General features: G+C 30.0%; 19 protein-coding genes and 1 other RNA gene. 5 read left to right on the top strand and 15 right to left on the bottom strand.

Annotated elements, in window-relative coordinates; genetic code table 11:
• Window positions 1–5: 5 nt before the first annotated feature.
• The 8 genes from HALO113_RS01365 to ffs all read right to left on the bottom strand — a co-directional run bounded on the left by HALO113_RS01365 (window position 6) and on the right by ffs (window position 6,333).
• A complete protein-coding gene (locus HALO113_RS01365) occupies window positions 6–329 on the bottom strand; it encodes a cupin domain-containing protein (RefSeq protein ID WP_159777317.1) in 324 nt (107 codons plus the stop codon).
• Window positions 330–332: 3 nt separating this feature from the next.
• Window positions 333–1,736, bottom strand: a complete 1,404-nt coding sequence (uxaC, locus tag HALO113_RS01370; RefSeq protein ID WP_159777318.1) for a glucuronate isomerase — start codon at window positions 1,734–1,736, stop codon at window positions 333–335.
• Between the two features lie 10 nt (window positions 1,737–1,746).
• The gene (locus tag HALO113_RS01375; protein WP_159777319.1) at window positions 1,747–2,532 is read right to left on the bottom strand and encodes a gluconate 5-dehydrogenase; all 786 of its coding nucleotides are present in this window, start codon (window positions 2,530–2,532) and stop codon (window positions 1,747–1,749) included.
• Window position 2,533: 1 nt separating this feature from the next.
• Window positions 2,534–3,370 carry a 5-dehydro-4-deoxy-D-glucuronate isomerase gene (gene kduI / locus HALO113_RS01380; protein ID WP_159777320.1) on the bottom strand — a complete coding sequence of 279 codons (837 nt, stop codon included), beginning with the start codon at window positions 3,368–3,370 and terminating at the stop codon, window positions 2,534–2,536.
• Window positions 3,371–3,568: 198 nt separating this feature from the next.
• Window positions 3,569–4,225: a fructose-6-phosphate aldolase gene (gene fsa / locus HALO113_RS01385; protein ID WP_159777321.1), complete on the bottom strand. Its 657-nt coding sequence runs from the start codon at window positions 4,223–4,225 to the stop codon at window positions 3,569–3,571.
• An 81-nt stretch (window positions 4,226–4,306) separates the two neighbouring features.
• Window positions 4,307–5,110, bottom strand: a complete 804-nt coding sequence (locus HALO113_RS01390) for an SDR family oxidoreductase (RefSeq protein ID WP_159777322.1) — start codon at window positions 5,108–5,110, stop codon at window positions 4,307–4,309.
• Between the two features lie 49 nt (window positions 5,111–5,159).
• Window positions 5,160–6,158, bottom strand: coding sequence for an enolase C-terminal domain-like protein (locus tag HALO113_RS01395; protein WP_159777323.1), 999 nt, complete (start codon window positions 6,156–6,158; stop codon window positions 5,160–5,162).
• A gap of 76 nt (window positions 6,159–6,234) precedes the next feature.
• An RNA gene (gene ffs / locus HALO113_RS01400) (signal recognition particle sRNA small type) lies at window positions 6,235–6,333 on the bottom strand.
• 89 nt (window positions 6,334–6,422) lie between these two features.
• Here ffs and HALO113_RS01405 point away from each other — a divergent pair.
• Together HALO113_RS01405 and HALO113_RS01410 are read left to right on the top strand one after the other, a co-directional pair.
• A complete protein-coding gene (locus HALO113_RS01405) occupies window positions 6,423–7,496 on the top strand; it encodes a glutaminyl-peptide cyclotransferase (protein WP_159777324.1) in 1,074 nt (357 codons plus the stop codon).
• Window positions 7,497–7,506: 10 nt separating this feature from the next.
• Window positions 7,507–8,205, top strand: a complete 699-nt coding sequence (locus tag HALO113_RS01410) for a carboxypeptidase-like regulatory domain-containing protein (protein ID WP_159777325.1) — start codon at window positions 7,507–7,509, stop codon at window positions 8,203–8,205.
• Window positions 8,206–8,278: 73 nt separating this feature from the next.
• Here HALO113_RS01410 and HALO113_RS01415 read toward each other — a convergent pair whose 3' ends face one another.
• The 4 genes from HALO113_RS01415 to HALO113_RS01430 form a co-directional block, all read right to left on the bottom strand.
• The gene (locus tag HALO113_RS01415) at window positions 8,279–8,770 is read right to left on the bottom strand and encodes a hypothetical protein (RefSeq protein ID WP_159777326.1); all 492 of its coding nucleotides are present in this window, start codon (window positions 8,768–8,770) and stop codon (window positions 8,279–8,281) included.
• 527 nt (window positions 8,771–9,297) lie between these two features.
• Window positions 9,298–9,813, bottom strand: a complete 516-nt coding sequence (locus HALO113_RS01420) for a DUF4442 domain-containing protein (RefSeq protein ID WP_159777327.1) — start codon at window positions 9,811–9,813, stop codon at window positions 9,298–9,300.
• A gap of 4 nt (window positions 9,814–9,817) precedes the next feature.
• Complete coding sequence (locus HALO113_RS01425; protein ID WP_159777328.1) at window positions 9,818–10,768, bottom strand: nitronate monooxygenase family protein; 951 nt, start codon at window positions 10,766–10,768, stop codon at window positions 9,818–9,820.
• A gap of 73 nt (window positions 10,769–10,841) precedes the next feature.
• A complete protein-coding gene (locus tag HALO113_RS01430) occupies window positions 10,842–11,474 on the bottom strand; it encodes a hypothetical protein (protein ID WP_159777329.1) in 633 nt (210 codons plus the stop codon).
• Window positions 11,475–11,733: 259 nt separating this feature from the next.
• Here HALO113_RS01430 and HALO113_RS01435 point away from each other — a divergent pair, with 259 nt between their 5' ends.
• Window positions 11,734–14,271, top strand: a complete 2,538-nt coding sequence (locus HALO113_RS01435; RefSeq protein WP_159777330.1) for a zinc-dependent metalloprotease — start codon at window positions 11,734–11,736, stop codon at window positions 14,269–14,271.
• 67 nt (window positions 14,272–14,338) lie between these two features.
• Here the strand turns inward: HALO113_RS01435 and dnaK are convergent, their stop codons facing one another.
• Window positions 14,339–16,228: a molecular chaperone DnaK gene (gene dnaK / locus HALO113_RS01440; protein WP_159777331.1), complete on the bottom strand. Its 1,890-nt coding sequence runs from the start codon at window positions 16,226–16,228 to the stop codon at window positions 14,339–14,341.
• A gap of 194 nt (window positions 16,229–16,422) precedes the next feature.
• Window positions 16,423–17,328 carry a metalloprotease gene (locus HALO113_RS01445; RefSeq protein ID WP_159777332.1) on the bottom strand — a complete coding sequence of 302 codons (906 nt, stop codon included), beginning with the start codon at window positions 17,326–17,328 and terminating at the stop codon, window positions 16,423–16,425.
• A gap of 260 nt (window positions 17,329–17,588) precedes the next feature.
• Between HALO113_RS01445 and HALO113_RS01450 the strand changes: the two genes are divergently transcribed.
• Together HALO113_RS01450 and HALO113_RS01455 are read left to right on the top strand one after the other, a co-directional pair.
• The gene (locus tag HALO113_RS01450; RefSeq protein ID WP_201297545.1) at window positions 17,589–19,010 is read left to right on the top strand and encodes an L-serine ammonia-lyase; all 1,422 of its coding nucleotides are present in this window, start codon (window positions 17,589–17,591) and stop codon (window positions 19,008–19,010) included.
• A 2-nt stretch (window positions 19,011–19,012) separates the two neighbouring features.
• Entirely contained in the window at window positions 19,013–20,191 is a 1,179-nt protein-coding gene (locus tag HALO113_RS01455; protein ID WP_159777333.1) for an SH3 domain-containing protein, read from the top strand.
• Here the strand turns inward: HALO113_RS01455 and HALO113_RS01460 are convergent.
• Complete coding sequence (locus HALO113_RS01460) at window positions 20,188–20,622, bottom strand: nuclear transport factor 2 family protein (protein WP_159777334.1); 435 nt, start codon at window positions 20,620–20,622, stop codon at window positions 20,188–20,190. The genes HALO113_RS01455 and HALO113_RS01460 overlap by 4 nt on opposite strands.
• Window positions 20,623–20,667: the final 45 nt, after the last annotated feature.

Genomic DNA, 20,667 nt, shown 5'->3' on the forward strand with positions numbered 1-20,667 from the left:
CCCACTTATTTTAAAAAGTCTTCTCTTGATGGACTAAACGATTCTATTAATACACCCTCTTCTAAACAGATAACTCCATGTTTTTGATTAGATGGAATAAAAAAAGAATCCCCAGTATGTAATATTTTTTTTACTTCTTCTATTTGTACTTCAAAAGTACCTGAAGCAATGTAAGCTGCTTGAGAATGAAAATGATGATGTAAATATCCAATTCCACCTTTTTTAAAACGAACAATTGTTAACATTAAAGAATTATCGTATCCAACTATAGCTCTTTGTAAATTGTCATCAATTTTTTCCCAATTATAATTTTTACTCTCTGAAAACATATTTTATTGAAAATTAAAATATTCTTTAGCGTTAAAATAACTAATATCTGCAACCATTTTACCTATCCATTCCATTTCATTTGGCAATTCACCTCTTTGAATTTCATCTCCTAAAAGGTTACATAAAATTCTTCTAAAATATTCATGTCTTGGAAAAGATAAGAAACTTCTAGAATCGGTTAACATTCCTATAAAACAACTAATTAATCCCATATTTGATAAGGCATTCAATTGTTTAGTCATTCCGTCTTTTTGATCCAAAAACCACCATCCTGATCCAAATTGTACTTTGCCTTTAACACTTCCATCATTAAAGTTACCAATCATCGTTGCCATGACTTCATTATCAGCTGGATTTAAATTATAGATTATGGTTTTGGTTAATTTATCTTTACTATCTAAAGCATTTAAAAAAGTAGATAATTTTTGAGCCTGTGGATAATCTCCGATAGAATCCCAACCTGTATCTGGTCCTAAAATGCGGTGCATACGTGCATTATTATTTCGTAAAGCCCCTAAATGAAATTGCTGAACCCAACCTAATTCATGATAGGATTCTGAAAGAAATAATAAAATAGCACTTTGAAACTTTAAAATTTCGTCCTGATTTAAAACTCCATTTTGACGCTTTCTTTTAAAGATAGCATCAATTTCAGCTTCTGTAAAATTTTCAAAATAAATATGTTCTAAACCATGATCTGAAAGTCTACAGCCATTTTCATTAAAATAATTCATTCTTTTTAGAAGCGCTTCACATAAGTTGGTGTACGAATTAATTTCTATTCCTGACACTGTAGCCAAAGTATCTAAGTAATCATTATAACCCTCATTAGATATTAAAATAGCTTTATCAGGCCTAAAAGCAGTACTGACTTTTATTTCAAAATTACTTTTTGCTAATTGCTTATGATAATTTAAGTTATCAATTGGGTCTTCTGTAGTACAAACAAACTCTGCATTTACTTTGCGCAATAAGTTTTGTGTACTGAATTCCTTATTTAAGATTTTTTCAGTCGCTTCATCAAAAATTCGATTAGCCGATTTTTCATTTAATAATTCATTAATATTAAAATATCTCGCTAATTCTAAATGTGTCCAATGATACAAAGGATTTCGCATGGTATAAGGAACTGTTTTCCCCCATTGTTGAAACTTCTCTCTATCAGAAGCATTACCCGTTATAAATTGCTCCTTAATACCTAAAGTACGCATGGCTCTCCATTTATAATGATCGCCATTGATCCAAACTTTAGTTATATTTTCAAAAACATGATCCTCTGCAATTAATTGAGGAGATAAATGATTGTGATAATCTATAATCGGTTGGTTTTTAGAATAGTTATGATATAACTCTTCCGCATATTTATTTTCTAGTAGAAAATTATCGTGTATAAAGTGTGTACTCATTTTTATAAAATTATTCTTCGTTAGAAGGTTTACCAATGGTAGCCAAAATACCACCGTCTACATATACAATTTGACCATTTACAAAGTCACTAGCATTAGAGGCTAAAAAGATAACAGTTCCAGCTAAATCATCAGGATTACCCCATCGAGCTGCAGGTGTTCTGTTAATTATAAAATCATTAAAAGGATGACCATCAACACGAATAGGTTCAGTTTGTGAGGTAGCAAAATAACCTGGTCCAATTCCATTCACTTGGATATTGTATTTTGCCCATTCAGTAGCCAAATTTTTTGTTAACATTTTCAAGCCACCTTTTGCTGCTGCATAAGCTGAAACCGTATTGCGACCTAGTTCACTCATCATGGAACAAATATTAATAATTTTTCCTTCTCTTCTTTCAATCATCTGTTTCGCTACTAGTTGAGACATTATGAAAGGACCTACTAAATCCACATCAATTACTTTTCTAAAATCGGATACAGGCATAGTAACTGCTAATTCTCTTTTGATAATTCCAGCATTATTTACTAATATGTGTATGTCTCCTAATTCTTTAGTTATAATAGAAAAGTATTTAGCTGCATCCAATTCATTGGTAACATCAAACAAATAACCAGAAGCGGTAAATCCTTTACCTCTATAATAATTTAAAGCTTCTTCCATTTTTGAAGGAGTTGTTCCAGTAATAACTAATTCTGCACCAGCATTAGCGAGACCTTCAGCCATAGCCATACCTAAGCCATGTGTTCCTCCTGTTATTAAAGCTCTCTTTCCTTTTAGGCTAAATAATTTCATTTTATTTTAATTGGTTAGGTGCAACAATATCCATATCTCCATAATCTAAATTTTCTCCCGCCATTCCCCATATAAAGGAATAATTTGAAGTACCACAACCTGAATGAATAGACCATTCAGGAGACAATACAGCTTGATTATTTTGTAAAAAAATATGTCTTGTATGCTCTGGTTCACCCATGAAATGCGAAATTGTTTGTCCTTCTTCTAAATCAAAATAAAAATAGGCTTCCATCCTTCTATTGTGAGTATGTGCTGGCATGGTATTCCAAACATTACCAGATAAAAGTTCCGTTAAACCCATTTGCAATTGACAAGTTTCCACTACACTATTCACAATTAATTTATTGATGATTCTTTTATTGGCATATTTTTCATCACCTAAATGCACAACCTCTGCATTTTCTTTAGTTACTTTTTTAGTTGGAAAATGTTTGTGAGCGGGAGCAGAATTAATGTAAAATAAAGCAGGATTTTTATCACTACTTGAAAACAAAACAGAAACGGCACCTGATCCTATATATAAAGCTTCTTTTTTATTTAATTCGTATACTTCCCCATCTACCGTAACTTTACCTTTTCCTCCTACGTTGATTATACCTAATTCTCTTCTATCTAAAAAGTTTTCAGATTTTAAATAAGGTAAAGTTTGTAATTGTAAATCTTCAGTTACAGGCATTATTCCTCCTACGATATACCTATCATACATAGAATAAGTTAAACGGATTTCCTCAGGTTGAAATAAATTCTCAATTAAAAAATGTTTTCTTATTTCATTTGTATCATACTTTCTTGCATCTTCAGGATGAGTTGCATATCTAAAATCTGTTGTAATCATATATTTATTTTCGTAATCGATTACGTAAAAGACATAGAACCATTATATTAAACCCAGATGGAACAATCAAAAATGCTTTTGTCAATTTATTTGATGCACATTTTGAAAAGAATTTATAATTATAAATTTTTCATAAAATATAAAAGAGCGGTTTTCATAGAAAACCGCTCTTTTTAGTTAAATATAATTCTAAAATAATTATTTATTTCCTTTTTCAAAATCAGCAATAAACTGAGCTAAACCAATGTCTGTCAAAGGGTGTTTTAACAATCCTAATATAGATGACAATGGTCCTGTCATTACATCAGCTCCAATTTTAGCACAGTTAACTACGTGCATAGTATGACGTACAGAAGCTGCTAAAATTTGTGTTTCAAAACCATAGTTGTCATAAATTTGACGAATTTCTTCAATTAAATTCAAACCATCTGTAGATACATCGTCTAATCTTCCTAAAAATGGAGAGCAATAAGTCGCACCAGCTTTAGCTGCTAACAAAGCTTGTCCTGCAGAAAAAATTAAAGTTACATTCGTTTTTATTCCTTTATCAGAAAAATATTTACATGCTTTGATTCCTTCTTTTGTCATCGGTAATTTCACAACGATTTGCTCATGTAAATCTGCTAATTCTTCACCTTCTTTAATCATACCATCATAATCTACAGCATTTACTTCTGCACTTACATCACCATCTACTACATTACAAATATCAACATAGTGCTTTAAGATATTGTTTTTTCCTGTAATTCCCTCTTTTGCCATTAATGATGGATTTGTTGTTACTCCATCTAAAATCCCTAACGCTTGTGCTTCTTTAATTTGGTCTAAGTTAGCTGTGTCAATAAAAAATTTCATACTTTTTTGTTTTATATACTAAGTGTGTTGTTTTAAAAATGCAAAATTACAATTTATTTGTTGAGATTTAGAAATAAAATACTACAACTTATAATGATTCATTAATAAACGTTCATAAACAGTATCTGGTAATATTCTCTTTAAAACAATAGAAAACTTTTGCATAAAAGCTCCTACTTTATAATGAATTCTTGGTTTTTTAGTATTTATAATTTTTAAAACTACTTCAGCCATTTCTTTAGGATCACTGCCTGAATCAACATGTTCGTTCATCATTTCTAATGTCATCCCATAGGTCTTTTCATAAGCAGATCCTTTTATAACAGGTGCATGATATCTTCTTGCTGCAATATTGGTAGCAAAATCACCAGGAGCTACATTTGTAATTCGAATTCCAAAAGATTGTACTTCCATATTCATGGCTTCAGTAACGAGTTCCAAAGCACCTTTAGATGCCGAATAAACCCCTCTAAAAGGCAATCCCATATACCCAGCTATAGAAGTTATATTGATAATTAATCCTTTTTTTTGCTCGCGCATTTGTGGTAAAACCGCTTTCATTACTTCTATTGGTCCAAACAAATTGGTTTCAAAATTATTTTTTATTTCATCACTTGGAATTTCTTCTAGTGGTCCAGTAATACCTACACCAGCATTATTAATCAGCACATCTATCCTGCCTTCTTTGGCAATTAATTCTGCAACTGCTTGATGAATACTTTCAACGTTTCTTACATCTAAAGCTAATAGTGGTATTCTTGAATTTGAAACATTTTGAGGATTCCTACTCGTACCATATATAATAAATCCTTTATCTAATAAATATTCTCCAATGGCTTTACCAATTCCCGAAGATGCTCCTGTAATAAAAATAACTTTGCTCATTTTTTATATTTAAAATGCTAAATTAAAACTTTTAAGAAGTTATTTAAAGCTATTTCAAATAAATTCCTAAACCTGGTTTTTCAGATAGTAGAATTTTACCATTTTGAATAGTTGTTCCAATTGCTAAATCGTTAGCAATTAAATTTGCTCCATCTAAATCTACATAATCTGCAAAAGGACTTAAGACAGCACCAGCCGAAATACCAACAGTACTTTCCGTCATACATCCAATCATAATTTTGAAATTATTTGCTTTTGCTTCTTTAATTAATTCTAATGCAGGTGTTAATCCACCGACTTTAACCAATTTAATATTAATTGTCTTATAATGTGATTTTAAATTAAATAAACTTTCTTTTCCTTGACAATCTTCATCGGCCATCCAATTCACTTTTTTTGAGGCATTTAATTGTACATAATTGGAATAACCAACTGGCATAGGTTGTTCAATATAATGCAATCTTTCAGCAAGTGAAGTATCTTCTAATAGTTTGCAATCTTCAATTGAAAAACTACCATTAGCGTCTAAAGCAATTTCTTTTTTCGTATTTAAAAGTGTTCGAATAGAATCAAGATTACACTTATTACACTTTACTTTAAATTTTTGCCAATTTAAGACATTAATTTTCTCAATTTGTTTCTCAATTGGAGCAATACTTATGGTGAATGATGATTCTGGAAGTGTCGAATAGGATATGCTATTAAGATTTAAAAAATTTTTATTTTCAAGTTTCCCAAATAAATCCCAATAAGCGCAATCTAAAGCTGAAGTTAAAAAAGAAGATAAATTATTTTTTTTCAATAATTCATAAAATGTAACGGGATGCTCCATTTTATAGGTTTCTATTTTGCATTGAATTTGTCTTAATTCTTTTACTAAATCGTCAATTTTAATCCCATAGTAATCTATTGCAGTACACTCTCCATAACCAATAACTCCATTCTTGTTTAATGAAACAATTAACGCTTCACGGTAACTATAAGCACCATAACTGATAGTAAAAGTCTCTTTCAATTGGAATCGAATTACTTGCCAATCTAATTTCATAAGCAAAAGAATTGGTATAAAAATAAAAAATCTCCTTTAAGGAGACTATAGATAAGCAAAAAGAATATAAATAAAAAAATGGCAAGCGACCTACATCGCACCGCTACAACCACATACCCTTGCTGCGTTCCCACCCTGGGGGAGTCTGCAGGAGCTGGTCGTGTAGGACTTGCCGGTGCAAATATACAAACATTTTATATTTTTGCAAGGACAATTGTAACTTTAAAAAATCGTTGTATATTGTACTAATAAAATTTTACTCCAATGATGAATCTTAAGCCTTTCGCTTTCATACTATTAAGCATTTTTATCCATTCATGCGGTAATGATAAAAATATTGAAAAAAATTTATTTTCTATTGATACTTCTTCACTAAAACAGGTTTATCAGCTTGATGAACAAGTTGATTTAATAATAAAAAATGAAAAAAATGAGACTATTGATTCTGTTATTTATACCATAAATGGGGCAAAAATTGGTTCAACAAAAAATAACAACACATTAAAATTTGAATTAGCTAATCAAAAATTAGGATATCAAAGTATAAAAGCAATGGTGTACGCAAATGGTAATTCACATGAAGTCGATGCCAATTTTATGGTGGCTTCAAATATTGATCCCAAACCATTAAAGTATAAAATTGTAAATACGTATCCTCATGATAGTAAAGCTTACACGCAAGGTTTTGAATTCTATAGAGATACCCTTTTTGAAGGTACTGGTAATGGAGAAGGAAAAGGAACAGGAACTAGAGGTATTTCTAGTTTACGTAAAACCAATTATAAGACAGGCGAAGTATATAAAATAGTTCCTCTTGCACAAGAATATTTTGGAGAAGGAATTACTATTTTAAACAACAAAGTATACCAATTAACATGGTTGAATAATGAAGGATATGTATATAATGCTGATAATTTAGAAAAAATTAAAACATTCAAGTATTTTAAACAAATGCAAGGTTGGGGTTTAACTAATGATGGCACAAAACTGTACATGAGCGAAGGCAGTGAAAAAATATATGTTTTAGATCCAGAAACGCTTCAAGAAGTTGACTATATTAATGTTTACACCAAGAAAGCTAAAATTGAATCTTTAAATGAATTAGAATGGATTGAAGGCAAAATATGGGCCAATGTATATGGACGAGATGCTATAGCAGTAATAAATCCAAAGAATGGTGCTGTTGAAGGTATTCTAGATTTAAGTAATTTAAAAACAAAAGTCACTCAACATCCTGATATAGATGTTCTAAATGGTATTGCTTATAACCCAAAAACAAAAACCGTTTTCTTAACAGGAAAAAATTGGGATAAAACATTTGAAATTGTCTTAGAATAAATTAATTACAATGGCAACTAAAATTAGAATAAATGTCCCCTCTCCTTGTCATGAAAATTGGCATGCCATGGCAAAAGTGGAAAAAGGGCGATTTTGTTCTAGTTGTCAGAAAAAAGTACACGATTTTACAAACGCTACAGATACTCAAATCATCGCTGCTATTGATGGTAATGACAATTTATGTGGCCGTTTTTTGAAAAGTCAATTAGATCGAACGATTGAAAAACCCAATCAAAAAAGAAAGAAATGGTTGGCTTTAGCAACCTTAACTGGATTTTTAAGTTGGGGTACACAAGAGGTTTTTTCTCAAGGTGAACCTGTTAAAATGGTTCAAACGGATACGAAAGTTAACTTTAATAAAATCTCTCCTACTTTAAAACAAGAAATAATGTTTGTAGGGTCAGTTTATGATACGGAAGGACCTTTAGCTGGTGCTACAATAAATGTAAAGGGAACACAAAATTACACAACTTCAGATTTTAATGGCAACTTTTCAATAAAAGCGAAATCTGGTGACACCTTAGTAGTTAATTATATTGGTTACAAGACTTACGAAGAAATAGTTTTTCAAAACATAAAAGAATATAAAATTATTTTAGAAGAAAACAGGAGAATCGAGGATGAAGTAATTGTAGTTGCAGGTGGTGCTTTTATTAAAAGAAGCTTCTTCGGCAGAATCTTTCATAGAATTGGAAATTTTTTTCGATAAAATGTGTTCGAAAAGTAGTATTATATAAGTTATTTTAACTAATTGTATAAACACTTTTCGAACACACCATTTTTTATACAGAATATAATAACGGTTTTATTTTGGGCAAATAATCAGTAACTTTATCAATCCACTTTTTAGCTATTCTCATTTCTTCTCCCATGATAAAATCCTTTGAATCTGCTTTAAAAAATTGTAGTACAACTTTTTCTTTATGCTCTTTTAATTCAAAAACGACTTCTAAACTATCTGTCATTTTTAAACTAGCTTTTTTTAAATTAGTATAACAATCTTTTATTTGATTTGTAGGAATTTTTATTTTTTCATTATAATCATTTTTATTTCTGATAAAAAAAATAAACTCTTTGTCTGTACTAATTCCTATTATTGAATCATCTGTCCAAGTGTCAAATTCAATAATACTTTTATTTTCTTCTTGAGCAAAACTATTTAATTTTGCTAATAAACGTTTTCTTTTTTTATTTAATCTATTATTTATTATTAGAATAGGAATAAATATTATTACAAAGAATATTATTCCCATAAGACTACCAAATGTATCCATTATATATTTTATTTTTGTTAATTATTCTTCTTTAAGTCTTAAAAAAAATAATTACCAAAAACTATGAAAAGGGTATGCAATGTGAAACTTTTGAAAATAAAGAAAATTAGAATTCAATATTTTCTTCTTGATATTTAATGTAAAGGATAAGAGTTTTTCTAAATATCTTAAAGGTATAGAATAATAATTTGAAAAGGGTTTATAGTTCTTAAAACTCTTAGAAATGATATCTAAATTCTCAAAAAATTGAGTTTCGAATTCAATTTTTGTAGCCGTATTATTTTTAGCAGTATTTTCTTGAACTAAGCTGCTCTTTTCTGTATTACATTTTTGAACATGATATATTGTATTAATATCACTTTTGTTAATCAAAAATGGTATCAAAAATAAAAATATAATATATCTAAAATATAATTTCATCATTGCAATTAGTGAAGTAAAAGTAGTTGGTTTTTAAATGTAAAAAGCAAAAATAATGTTAATTTATTTTTGCTTTTTGAATTATAGTTGGACTTAAAAACATCTCTTTAAGATGTCATTTTAGCTTTTTTCTCTTTATAATAGGCTTTAGAACTTATATAAATTGTTTTATTTACTTCTGTAAAAATTTTCCCTTTTTTATCGGTAATATGTAATTGTTTAACACAATTTATTTCATTTTCTTTTTTTACATCCTTTTTGATTTGATGAATTTCATCTGAAGTAAAATTAAAAGTGGCAAAAGCATTTTGATAAGCTGGCCTTTTAAATTTAATCTCAGTAGTTTTATCCCAAACCACATAATCCTTTCCTAAAATTTGCATTAATTGAATCATGTAAATGGGATCAGTTGCAGCAAACAAACTTCCTCCAAACATGGAACCAACATAATTTTTATTCTTATATGATAATTTAATCTTTATCTTTACGATATGCAAGTCATCAGAAACATGAGTAATTCTTCCACAACTTCTCCTGTACATTGGAGAAACATTAAACATCGTTTTAAATAAGGTTGCTTTTTTAAAAAACCGATTTAAAAATTGGAATATACTGTCATACATAACATTATACTGTCAGATGTGTAACGATCTCTTTTACTGGCAAAATAGCTTTAGTATGCTCTATACTTGGTCCAGCCACCCAAACTGTCTTATAAGTTACTTGTTTAGCTGCTTTTTCAGTTGCTTTCATTCCAATATAAAAGCGAACCATTTTCACCCATTTTTTTAGCGACTTGTTCTTATTTAAAATACGTTCTAACCAACTTTGTTTGGTTCCAACTTTCTGAACGTAAGGTGTATTAATAACAGTACAAGGCGTTCCAGATATTCTTTCAGTCATAACAATGTCTTTTTCTCCGTAATCTACACATGCTTGTTTGTACTCATCAGAAACACCTGCTTCAATTGATGCTATAAAAGGACTTCCCACAGATACACCAATAGCACCATAACGTAACATGGTATCTAGCTCATCTTTGCTACCCACACCACCAGCAGAAATAACAGGTAAAGAGGTGCCTTCATTTAATTGTTTTATTAATTCTTCCGGATTAATATTACCTCTATGCCCACCCGCTTGATTGTTTACGGCAATTAAAGCATCGGCTTGTAAACTTTCCACTTTTTTAGCAAAATTTAAGTCGGTAACATCGCAAAAAACTTTTATTCCAACCTTATGTGCTTCTCTAATAGTTTCTTCTGGACTACCTAAAGAAGTGATGATAAAATCTACTCCTTCTTCGCATAAAACACGAAGTTGTTCTTTATATTTTACGTTAGATTTATTTACAATTAGGTTATAACCAAAACTACCACCTTCAATTTTTGCAGCTTTTAATTCTTTAATTGAAGCTCTTAATTCTTCTAAAGTTCTATAATTTAATGCTGGTATACAACCTGCAACACCGCTTTTCATTCCTTCAATCACCATTTTAGTATTGGATACTAAAAACATCGGGGCCATGATTATAGGATGTTTGATACCTAATATAGAGGTTAAATTTGGTTTTTCCATTTTACTGTATTTTTATTCAAATATAGTAAAATTTTCCCAAATAGTATGCATGCATACTATTTGGGAAAAGTAATTATCTTTTTTTACGTGTAGTAGATGTCTTTGTACTAGTACCTCTTTTAATTTCATACTTATTTGTAGTTGTATTATATACATAAGTATCGTTTTGAGTTTTATTTTTTAAAGTAAAATCACCATTAGGTAACAAATTAAATTCAAAACCTTCTTTTCTGTTTCTTTCTTGGGTTTCAGAAGCTGTTTTATTTTTATCCAAGAAAACCGTTTCTACTATGTGACTATTCTTTTGTATATTTCCTAATAATAATTCTTTTTTTTCTACATTCCATATTTGTGATTCAATAATACTTTGATCTTCTTTCTTCAATTTTGTATTTGTAGAATTATTTTCTTCCCAATGTAAATAATAGAATTTAAGATTGTTTGTTGTAAAAGGTGTAATTTTAAAATTTAAAGGAGAAAAATTGGAATTATCTGTAGTCTTTACTTTTATGGTATCTTGTACACTTCCATTAGAAACAAATAAAACAATTTGCTTCTGATTCTTAATCGAAATCATTTCGGCAGTAACATTATCAACTTTAGCTAAGACTGTTTTATTATTACTCTTTTTTGAAGTTGTCTTTTTCTTTTGAGAAAAAGAAATGGCTGAAATAAGTAGTATAGCAATCAAAAATATTTTTTTCATATTCTTTTTAATTAAAAGTTTTATTAAATATCTATTCTAAATAATAGTAATAAACTTAAAAAATAAAAATTTATTACATTTAAGTTTACCAAAGTACAAAAAACATTATATAAAATAAAGAAAACACAAAATACTTCTTTTTTGTAATGAAAAAATGGTAAATGTTAAAAAAATGTAATAATTTATGATTATCTAAATAAATCCAGTTTTTTCAAATATTTTTGAACAAAACAAAACCCATCTAACCCATTTTTTATTTATGTTAAAAAAAATAACATTATTTGCAACTTGTGCACTACTTCTATTTGGAGTTGAAGGTTATGCACAAAAAAAAAACAAAAAAAAAGATGCTAAAGCAAACACTACTGCTCTAGCAAAAAAAACAGAAGAAAAAAAAGGCCCAAAGCCTTATAACAAAGTTATTGATTCTTCTGCTGTAACTCAAAAAGGACTTATCGATATACATAAAGTAGATAAAAAATTTCTTTTTGAAATTTCTGATTCCTTAATAGGGAAAGAAATTATGACCATTACTCGATATTCAAAAACTCCTGCAGGAGGTGGAATTTTTGGTGGAGAAGAAATTAACAGACAAGTAGTAAAATTTGAGAAAGGATTAAATGATAATATCCTTTTACGTTCCATTACTTATGTAATTATGTCTCCTGATGAAGACAAACCTATTGCTAGAGCTGTTAAAAATTCTAGTTCAGATCCAATAATTGGAAATTATGACATTTTAGCTTATAAAAAAGATGTAGCAGGTAAAGAAAATATTGCTTATGTAATTGATATGAATAGTACTTTTGATGCAGATGTTCAAACATTTTCATTAAGTCCGATTAACAAACAATTGTTAAGCATTCAATCGTTCCAAAAAGATAAATCTTTTATACAAGATATTAAAAGTTTTCCTATTAATACTGAAATTAGAAGTGTAAAAACTTTCACAACAGAACAACCTAGAATATCTAGAACTCCTACTCCAAAAATTGGTGTAGATTTGCCATCTGGTTTAGATGCTGGAGTAGTTACATTAGAACTAAACACATCTATGCTATTACTTCCAGAAAAGCCTATGCGAAAAAGAGCTTTTGATAAGCGTGTGGGCTATTTTGCTAATCATTATGATGTTTTTAAAGAAGAATCTCTAAAAGCTGATCAAGAAGTATTCGCAGTAAGATGGAGATTAGAACCAAAAAATGAAGAAGATGCACAAAAACAAAAAAATGGAGAGCTAATAGAACCTAAAAAACCTATTGTCTATTATATTGATCCGGCTACGCCTGATAAATGGAAACCTTACATTAAACAAGGTATAGATGATTGGAAAGAAGCCTTTGAATTTGCAGGTTGGAAAAATGCAATTCGTGGAGAATACTGGCCTGAAAATGACCCAACCATGAGCCTGGAAGATGCGCGTTTTTCAGTTTTACGTTATTTTGCAGCAGATATACCTAATGCTTATGGCCCTAATGTACATGACCCAAGAACTGGAGAAATTTTAGAAAGTCATATTGGCTGGTATCATAATGTCATGAGTTTGCTAAGAGACTGGTATTTAGTCCAAACTGCTGCTGTTGATCCTCGAGCTCGAAATAAAAATTTCGATGATAAATTAATGGGAGAATTGATTCGCTTTGTATCTTCTCATGAAGTAGGACATACTTTAGGTTTACGTCACAATATGGGTGCTAGTAATGCTACACCAGTAGAAATGCTGCGCAACAAAGAATTTATCGAAAAAAACGGACATACATCTTCCATTATGGACTATGCTCGTTTTAATTATGTAGCACAACCAGAAGACAACATTACCGATTTATTCCCAAGAATAGGTGATTATGACAAATGGGCAATAAAATGGGGGTATTCTTATTTTAAAGATGCAAAAAATGAAGCACAAGAAAAAGCTTTATTAAATACAATGACTAAAGATGCTTATAATAATCGTCGTTTATGGTTTGGAACGGAAACTAGCCCATATGACCCAAGGTATCAAACGGAAGATTTAGGAGACAATGCTATGAAAGCTTCAGATTATGGAATAAAAAATTTGAAGAAAATTTTGCCTAATCTAATAGAATGGAGTAAGGAAGATGGTGAGGATTACTCAGAATTAGAAGATTTATATGGCTCATTAGTGGGACAATTTAGACGCTATATGGGACATGTAACTAAAAACGTAGGAGGTATTTATGAAACACCAAAAACCTATGACATGGAAGGACCACAATATGAAGTAGTACCAAGTTCTATTCAAAATGATGCTGTAACCTTTTTAAATCAAAATTTATTTAGAACTCCTACATGGATTTTAGATCAAAAGATTCTCTCAAAAATAAATCCAGATAATGGAGTCGAAGCTATAAAATCATTACAAAATAACACTTTGTCAAGTTTATTATCAGGTGATAGATTAGTACGTTTAATTGAAACTTCTTCTTTAAGCAAAGAAAATTATTCTGTAGATGAATTAATGAGTGATTTAAGAAAAGGGATTTTTTCTGAATTAAAAACGGGTACAGCAATTGATATTTATAGAAGAAATTTACAAAAAATGTTTGTAAATGAAATCGTTATTGCATTAGATATTGAGGGTAAGCAGACAGCTAGAACATTAAATAGAAGAACTATTAAATACAATGAAACCGACATTCCTTCTATTGCTAGAGGACAATTATTAGAATTAAAAAGAGACATTAGAAATGCATTAGCTATTACAACCGATAGACTAAGTAAATTTCATTTACAAGATGTATTATCTAAAATTGATGTTGCTTTAGAACCAAAGTAACATCCATCTCTATAATAAAATAAAAAACCCGAGCTTTAACTCGGGTTTTTACTTATATTAAGAAATATTATTTTACTTCTTCAAAATCAACGTCTTGTGTTTGATCGCCTGAAGTAGCTTCCGCTTGAGGTTGTGCTTCTTGAGCCCCACCTTCAGCTTGCGCTTTGTACATTTCTTCAGAAGCATTTTTCCAAGCTTCATTTATTCTTTCTAAAGCTGGAGTAATTGTAGCCACATCTTTAGATTCATATGCTGCTTTCAATTCTTCTAAAGCTCCTTGAATAGTTGATTTATTACCTTCAGATAATTTTTCACCAAATTCAGCTAATTGCTTTTCAGTTTGGAAAATCATAGAATCAGCTTCGTTTAATTTATCTGCTTTTTCTTTAGCTTGTCTGTCTGCTTCTGCATTCATTTCAGCATCTTTCTTCATTTTTTCAATTTCTTCTGGAGTTAATCCTGAAGACGCTTCGATACGAATATCATGTGATTTACCCGTTCCTTTGTCAGTAGCTGAAACTTTAATAATTCCATTTGCATCAATATCAAAAGTAACTTCAATTTGAGGAATACCTCTTGCTGCTGGTGGAATACCATCTAAATGGAATCTACCGATTGTTTTATTATCTTGAGCCATTGGTCTTTCTCCTTGTAAAACATGGATTTCTACCGATGGTTGGTTATCTGCAGCTGTTGAGAAAACTTGTGACTTCTTAGTTGGAATTGTAGTATTCGCTTCAATTAATTTAGTTAATACTCCTCCCATAGTTTCAATTCCTAATGATAATGGAGTAACATCTAATAATAAAACATCTTTTACATCACCAGATAATACACCTCCTTGAATAGCAGCACCAATTGCAACTACTTCGTCTGGATTTACTCCTTTTGAAGGCTTTTTACCAAAGAATTTTTCTACTTGCTCTTGAATAACTGGTATACGTGTAGAACCACCTACTAAAATTACTTCATCAATATCGGAAGTAGATAAACCAGCATCTTTTAACGCTTTAGCCACAGGTTCCATAGAACGCTTAACAAGGCTTTCTGCTAATTGTTCAAATTTTGCTCTAGTTAATGTTTGTACCAAGTGCTTTGGACCAGTAGCTGTTGCCGTTACATAAGGTAAATTAACTTCTGTTTGTGTTGAAGATGATAATTCAATTTTAGCTTTCTCAGCAGCTTCTTTTAAACGTTGCAAAGCCATTGGGTCTTTACGTAAATCAATTCCTTCAGCAGTATTGAATTCATTAGCTAACCAATCAATGATTACTTGGTCAAAATCATCTCCTCCTAAGTGTGTATCTCCATTTGTAGATAATACTTCAAATACACCATCTCCTAATTCTAAGATTGAAATATCGAAAGTACCACCTCCTAAATCATAAACAGCAATTTTTTGATCTTTTCCTTGTTTATCTAAACCATAAGCTAAAGCTGCAGCCGTAGGTTCATTAATAATACGCATTACTTCAAGACCTGCAATTTGACCTGCTTCTTTAGTAGCTTGACGTTGCGCATCATTAAAATAAGCAGGAACTGTAATTACTGCTTTGCTAACTGTAGTTCCTAAATAATCCTCAGCAGTTTTCTTCATCTTTTGAAGTGTCATAGCAGAAAGTTCTTGTGGCGTATATAATCTACCATCAATATCTACTCTCGGTGTATCATTATCACCTTTAACTACTTTGTAAGCAACAGTTGAAGCTTCTTTAGCGCTTTCTGAATATTTATTACCCATAAAACGTTTAATAGAAGCAATTGTTTTCGTTGGATTGGTTACTGCTTGTCTTTTTGCAGGATCACCTACTTTAATCTCTCCTCCTTCTACAAATGCAATTACGGAAGGAGTTGTTCTTTTCCCTTCAGCATTAGCAATTACTACAGGCTCTCCACCTTCCATAACTGCAACGCATGAATTTGTTGTTCCTAAATCAATTCCAATAATTTTACTCATAATCTAATCTTAATTTATTGTGTGTTTTTTATAATAATCTTTAAAACTTGATAGCATATAGTCAATGATTATGCCAATAGTAATTAAATCTTAATTTGTCATATTTTTGTCATTAAACTATTTTTAAAATGACATATTGACATAAAAAAAAGGGTTACCTAATGGCAACCCTTTGACTATTTTGCTAGTTTAGATTATCTTAAATTGATATATTCTTCGTCAGACATCTCTCCTCTAGATATTCTTCCTAATTCTTCCATATGTGACATCATAAAATTATGGAACTCATCTGTTACACCTTCAGGTTTAGCCATTCTATAAGTCCCATTTAATACTCCATTATAATAATAGAAGAAATTATAATCAAAACTTGAAGCTGATAATTTAGAATTTCCTGGGTCTGCTAATAAAAATCCTAAACGTACTGCAGATTTTCTTTGTGGAGGCGTACCGTGGTGACCAGCACTAGTTGTAGAATAATCTCCAATAGCATACGCTGCGTCATAAGCAGTTGCTATAGATGCAAAAGTAGATTTACCATATCCTCTTCTTAAATAGTATCCAGCAAAACCATCTGCTTCTAATTCTGCAGCTCTAGCTGTACTTTCTTGTCTTGATGGTAATCCGTAAGCATATTGCAATTGATGTCCATACTCATGAGCTAGAATCATTACATTGATTAAGTTAGAAGTATCTCTGTTATAAGCCCATTTATAAATTGCTTCTCCAAAATAAATTTTCCCATTGCTATAAGAAATAGCATTAAAAGTAGAGCTTGGATTAGATAAATCTCTTACATAACGAAATGTAGGAGCTGATCTACCCCAAAAGGATGCAATAGCACTGTTTTGAGAAGTAATTAGACTCGAATTTACAGTACTTCCACTATTAGGTAAACTGGTATAAAGACTTGCTGTAGAACTCCAATTACCATCAACATAACCGCAGTCTCCTTCTCTGCTGTTTGGTTGTTGATCCACTACAGATAAAACTTCGTCTTGAGAATCAAGAGTAGTTTCTTCATCTTTACTACATGATAGCATAGTAGATAATGCTAAAGCTCCTAAAAATAGAGATGCATTTCTGAAATTTGTTTTCATTTTAAAATAGTTAAGGTTATTAATGGCACAATATTAAATATTATTTTAATATTAAAATTACATTAAATCTACCTAAAACGTTAATTCTTTACATCATATGCAATATAACTAAAAAATAAAACTTTTATCGATGTTTTTTCTAAAAAAAAAATAAAATTTTAACAAAAAAAGATATTAATAAAAAAAATTTAACTTATCAAGAATTGATAAATAGTAATCAAGATTTAATTTTCTAATTTATATTTGTATCAAAAAAAATTATGGAGTGTATTTCTGTTTTCGATATGTTAAAGATTGGTGTTGGTCCTTCAAGTTCACATACTCTAGGCCCTTGGAGAGCTGCCGAGAGATTTATTAAGGAACTTAAAGAAAAAGAATTACTAAATTCTATAAACCGTATCAAAGTAGATTTATATGGTTCATTGTCTTTAACGGGTAAAGGTCATGCTACTGATTTAGCTGTAATGTTAGGCTTAAGTGGAGCTGATCCAGAATATATTCCTGTTGAAAGTATCGATGTAATTATTACAGCTATCAAAAATAAAAAGGAAATATTTTTAGGAAATGAAATAATTATCCCTTTTCATCTTGAAGCAGATATTGTTTTTAATAGAGAATTTTTACCCTTTCATGCAAATGGTATAAAATTTACAGCTTACTCAAGCAATCACGAATATGAAAACACTTATTATTCAATAGGAGGAGGATTTGTCGTTGTTGAAGAAAGAATTAATTCAGGTATAAAAGAAGAAATAAAATGTGCTTTCCCATTTCCAATAGATAAAGCATCTGAATTGTTAGCATATTGTCAAACACAAAACAAAAAAGTTTGGGAAATTGTTTATGAGAATGAAAAATCTATGCGTAATGAAACTGAAATTCATAATGAATTGATGCGCATATGGGATACCATGCTCGAATGTATGTATATAGGTTGTCACTCCGAAGGCATTTTACCTGGTGGATTAAATGTAAGACGTAGGGCCTATGATATGCATAAAAATCTAATTGGTGTACTTCCTTATGATAGTCCTTATTCTTGGATGCAAATCATTAGACAAACTGAAGTAAAATTCAGGCAAATTTTAAAATGGGTAAGTTGTTTTGCGTTAGCTGTAAATGAAGTAAATGCATCCCTAGGTAGGGTCGTAACTGCTCCTACAAATGGAAGTGCTGGAGTAATACCTGCCGTTTTAATGTATTATTTAGTTATTGAAAACCATCAAGCCAATGAAGAACAAATCAAACAATTTTTAATGACAGCAGGAGAAATAGGTAGCATATTTAAAAAAGGAGCTACAATCTCTGCTGCAATGGGTGGTTGTCAAGCAGAAATAGGTGTCTCCAGTGCTATGGCTGCTGCCGGATTGTGCGAAGTAATGGGAGGTAGTCCAGAACAAGTAATGATGGCTGCTGAAATAGCAATGGAACATCATTTAGGATTAACTTGTGACCCTATTGGTGGATTAGTTCAGATTCCTTGTATTGAAAGAAACACCATGGGAGCTATAAAAGCTATTAATGCTGCTGAACTAGCATTAGAAACAGATGCAAAAAATGCTAAAGTTCCTTTAGACAAAGTAGTAAATACGATGTGGGAAACTGCAAAAGATATGAATACGAAATACAAAGAAACTTCAGAAGGGGGTTTAGCCATAGGTGTCAATTTAGCTGATTGTTAATAATGAAAAATATACTCGCATATCTTATTCTTATTTTATCCTTTTCATCATATAGTCAAAAAAAATATTGGATTGTAAATGATACCCGACTTTATGAAAAGCCATCACTTAACTCTAATTTTCATGGATATTTTAAATATGGAGCTTCAATACAAGTTATCGATGACAATTATTCAGGTTGGGTAAAAATTAAGGCAGATAATAATGATGAAGGATTTGTAGAAAAAAAAGATATTAAAACGGTATTAAATGCTAATGACATCATAAAAACAGATAATGAAAATCCTATAATTAAAGGAAATGATTCTTATCATGGTGGAAATCATTTATTCGTTTTAGTTGCAGGGTTAAAATTAAGAAGTGAACCGAATTCAAATTCGAAAATTATTAAAATTACTTCGACGGGAATGCCTATATCAGTTTCTTATATTCCTATTAATGATGAAAAGTGGGTATGTGTAGATAATGATAAATTTACATTAAGAAAGTTTATTGGAAATAGACCTGATTTAAATAATCTATATACACTATTTAATAAAATTGAATTTACCAATATTCAAGAACGAAAAACAATATCTGAACGCATTGTCGAATTAGCGTGGAATACGGGATATAAGCATTTAAGCAAAGCTTATACTATTTACTATGAAGTTGTAAAACAAATTGGCGATTCTGAATTAATAGAAAAAACTAAAAATTATATTTTACTAGCTAACGGATTATCAAATCAACGCCCATTAAATGAAATATTAGAAATAACAAAAAAAAGTGATTTCATTATTAAAAACTTGAATGTAAATAAATTTCATGCCACTTATTTAGAATTAGAAAAAAACTACAATAACCCATTAAAAATTGCAGAAATTGAGGATGATTGTGGTATATACTTAAATAATCTGTTTCATTACTATTCAAACATGAACGTTTCAGTAGATAAAAAAAATAATAAAATTGAAATTAGTAAAATTTATTTAGATAATAATACAAAATTCAAATTAAACAAAAATACAATTCTAACAAAAGAAACTACTGAAAGAGATTTCCTTTCAAATTTTGGCCAATATATCGATGCTTCAATTGAATCACCAAATAGATATACTTTCGCTTTAGAATACGCTACTCTAATTTTGGAGTTTAAAGTTGGTAAATTATTTTCTGTTGAAGTAATGAATTATTGCTAATCTTTATTTCTGGTATCAATTACATGTATAATTACCCATGCTTTATTCTGATTTAACAATGTAAAAGAGTTCACTCCTTTATGACTTAAAACATTATTAATATAAAATTCATAAGGAGTCCATACATGTGCTAACTCTCCGTCTATTTTAACCTGATATTCTAAAATCCTTTCTTCAAATTTCATAGTATTAGGTATATTACATATAGATTTTATAAAATCAGCATATTTTTCAGTAATTAATTTATCACCCTCCTTTTTTGACCCAATTGTCTGCATAATAATTTTTTCATGACAAACTTTTTGTAGACCTACAGAATCTTTTCTATGAAAAGCATTGAAAAAATCAATTATTGTATTTTTTGGACTCACTTCTTGAGCCCATAAAATAGATGAAGAGAGTATAAAAATATACAGTACGTATTTTTTCATTTTAATTTTATTAGATTACTATTAGTAGTTTTTTACTAAAAATAG

The organism is Flavobacterium sp. 9AF (assembly GCF_902506265.1).
GTDB lineage: Bacteria > Bacteroidota > Bacteroidia > Flavobacteriales > Flavobacteriaceae > Flavobacterium.

Coding starts and splice junctions, on each gene's coding strand:
- HALO113_RS01365 (WP_159777317.1), bottom strand. CDS start 329: ATGTTTTCAGAGAGTAAAAATTATAATTGGGAAAAAATTGATGACAAT.
- uxaC (WP_159777318.1), bottom strand. CDS start 1,736: ATGAGTACACACTTTATACACGATAATTTTCTACTAGAAAATAAATAT.
- HALO113_RS01375 (WP_159777319.1), bottom strand. CDS start 2,532: ATGAAATTATTTAGCCTAAAAGGAAAGAGAGCTTTAATAACAGGAGGA.
- kduI (WP_159777320.1), bottom strand. CDS start 3,370: ATGATTACAACAGATTTTAGATATGCAACTCATCCTGAAGATGCAAGA.
- fsa (WP_159777321.1), bottom strand. CDS start 4,225: ATGAAATTTTTTATTGACACAGCTAACTTAGACCAAATTAAAGAAGCA.
- HALO113_RS01390 (WP_159777322.1), bottom strand. CDS start 5,110: ATGAGCAAAGTTATTTTTATTACAGGAGCATCTTCGGGAATTGGTAAA.
- HALO113_RS01395 (WP_159777323.1), bottom strand. CDS start 6,158: ATGAAATTAGATTGGCAAGTAATTCGATTCCAATTGAAAGAGACTTTT.
- HALO113_RS01405 (WP_159777324.1), top strand. CDS start 6,423: ATGATGAATCTTAAGCCTTTCGCTTTCATACTATTAAGCATTTTTATC.
- HALO113_RS01410 (WP_159777325.1), top strand. CDS start 7,507: ATGGCAACTAAAATTAGAATAAATGTCCCCTCTCCTTGTCATGAAAAT.
- HALO113_RS01415 (WP_159777326.1), bottom strand. CDS start 8,770: ATGGATACATTTGGTAGTCTTATGGGAATAATATTCTTTGTAATAATA.
- HALO113_RS01420 (WP_159777327.1), bottom strand. CDS start 9,813: ATGTATGACAGTATATTCCAATTTTTAAATCGGTTTTTTAAAAAAGCA.
- HALO113_RS01425 (WP_159777328.1), bottom strand. CDS start 10,768: ATGGAAAAACCAAATTTAACCTCTATATTAGGTATCAAACATCCTATA.
- HALO113_RS01430 (WP_159777329.1), bottom strand. CDS start 11,474: ATGAAAAAAATATTTTTGATTGCTATACTACTTATTTCAGCCATTTCT.
- HALO113_RS01435 (WP_159777330.1), top strand. CDS start 11,734: ATGTTAAAAAAAATAACATTATTTGCAACTTGTGCACTACTTCTATTT.
- dnaK (WP_159777331.1), bottom strand. CDS start 16,228: ATGAGTAAAATTATTGGAATTGATTTAGGAACAACAAATTCATGCGTT.
- HALO113_RS01445 (WP_159777332.1), bottom strand. CDS start 17,328: ATGAAAACAAATTTCAGAAATGCATCTCTATTTTTAGGAGCTTTAGCA.
- HALO113_RS01450 (WP_201297545.1), top strand. CDS start 17,589: ATGGAGTGTATTTCTGTTTTCGATATGTTAAAGATTGGTGTTGGTCCT.
- HALO113_RS01455 (WP_159777333.1), top strand. CDS start 19,013: ATGAAAAATATACTCGCATATCTTATTCTTATTTTATCCTTTTCATCA.
- HALO113_RS01460 (WP_159777334.1), bottom strand. CDS start 20,622: ATGAAAAAATACGTACTGTATATTTTTATACTCTCTTCATCTATTTTA.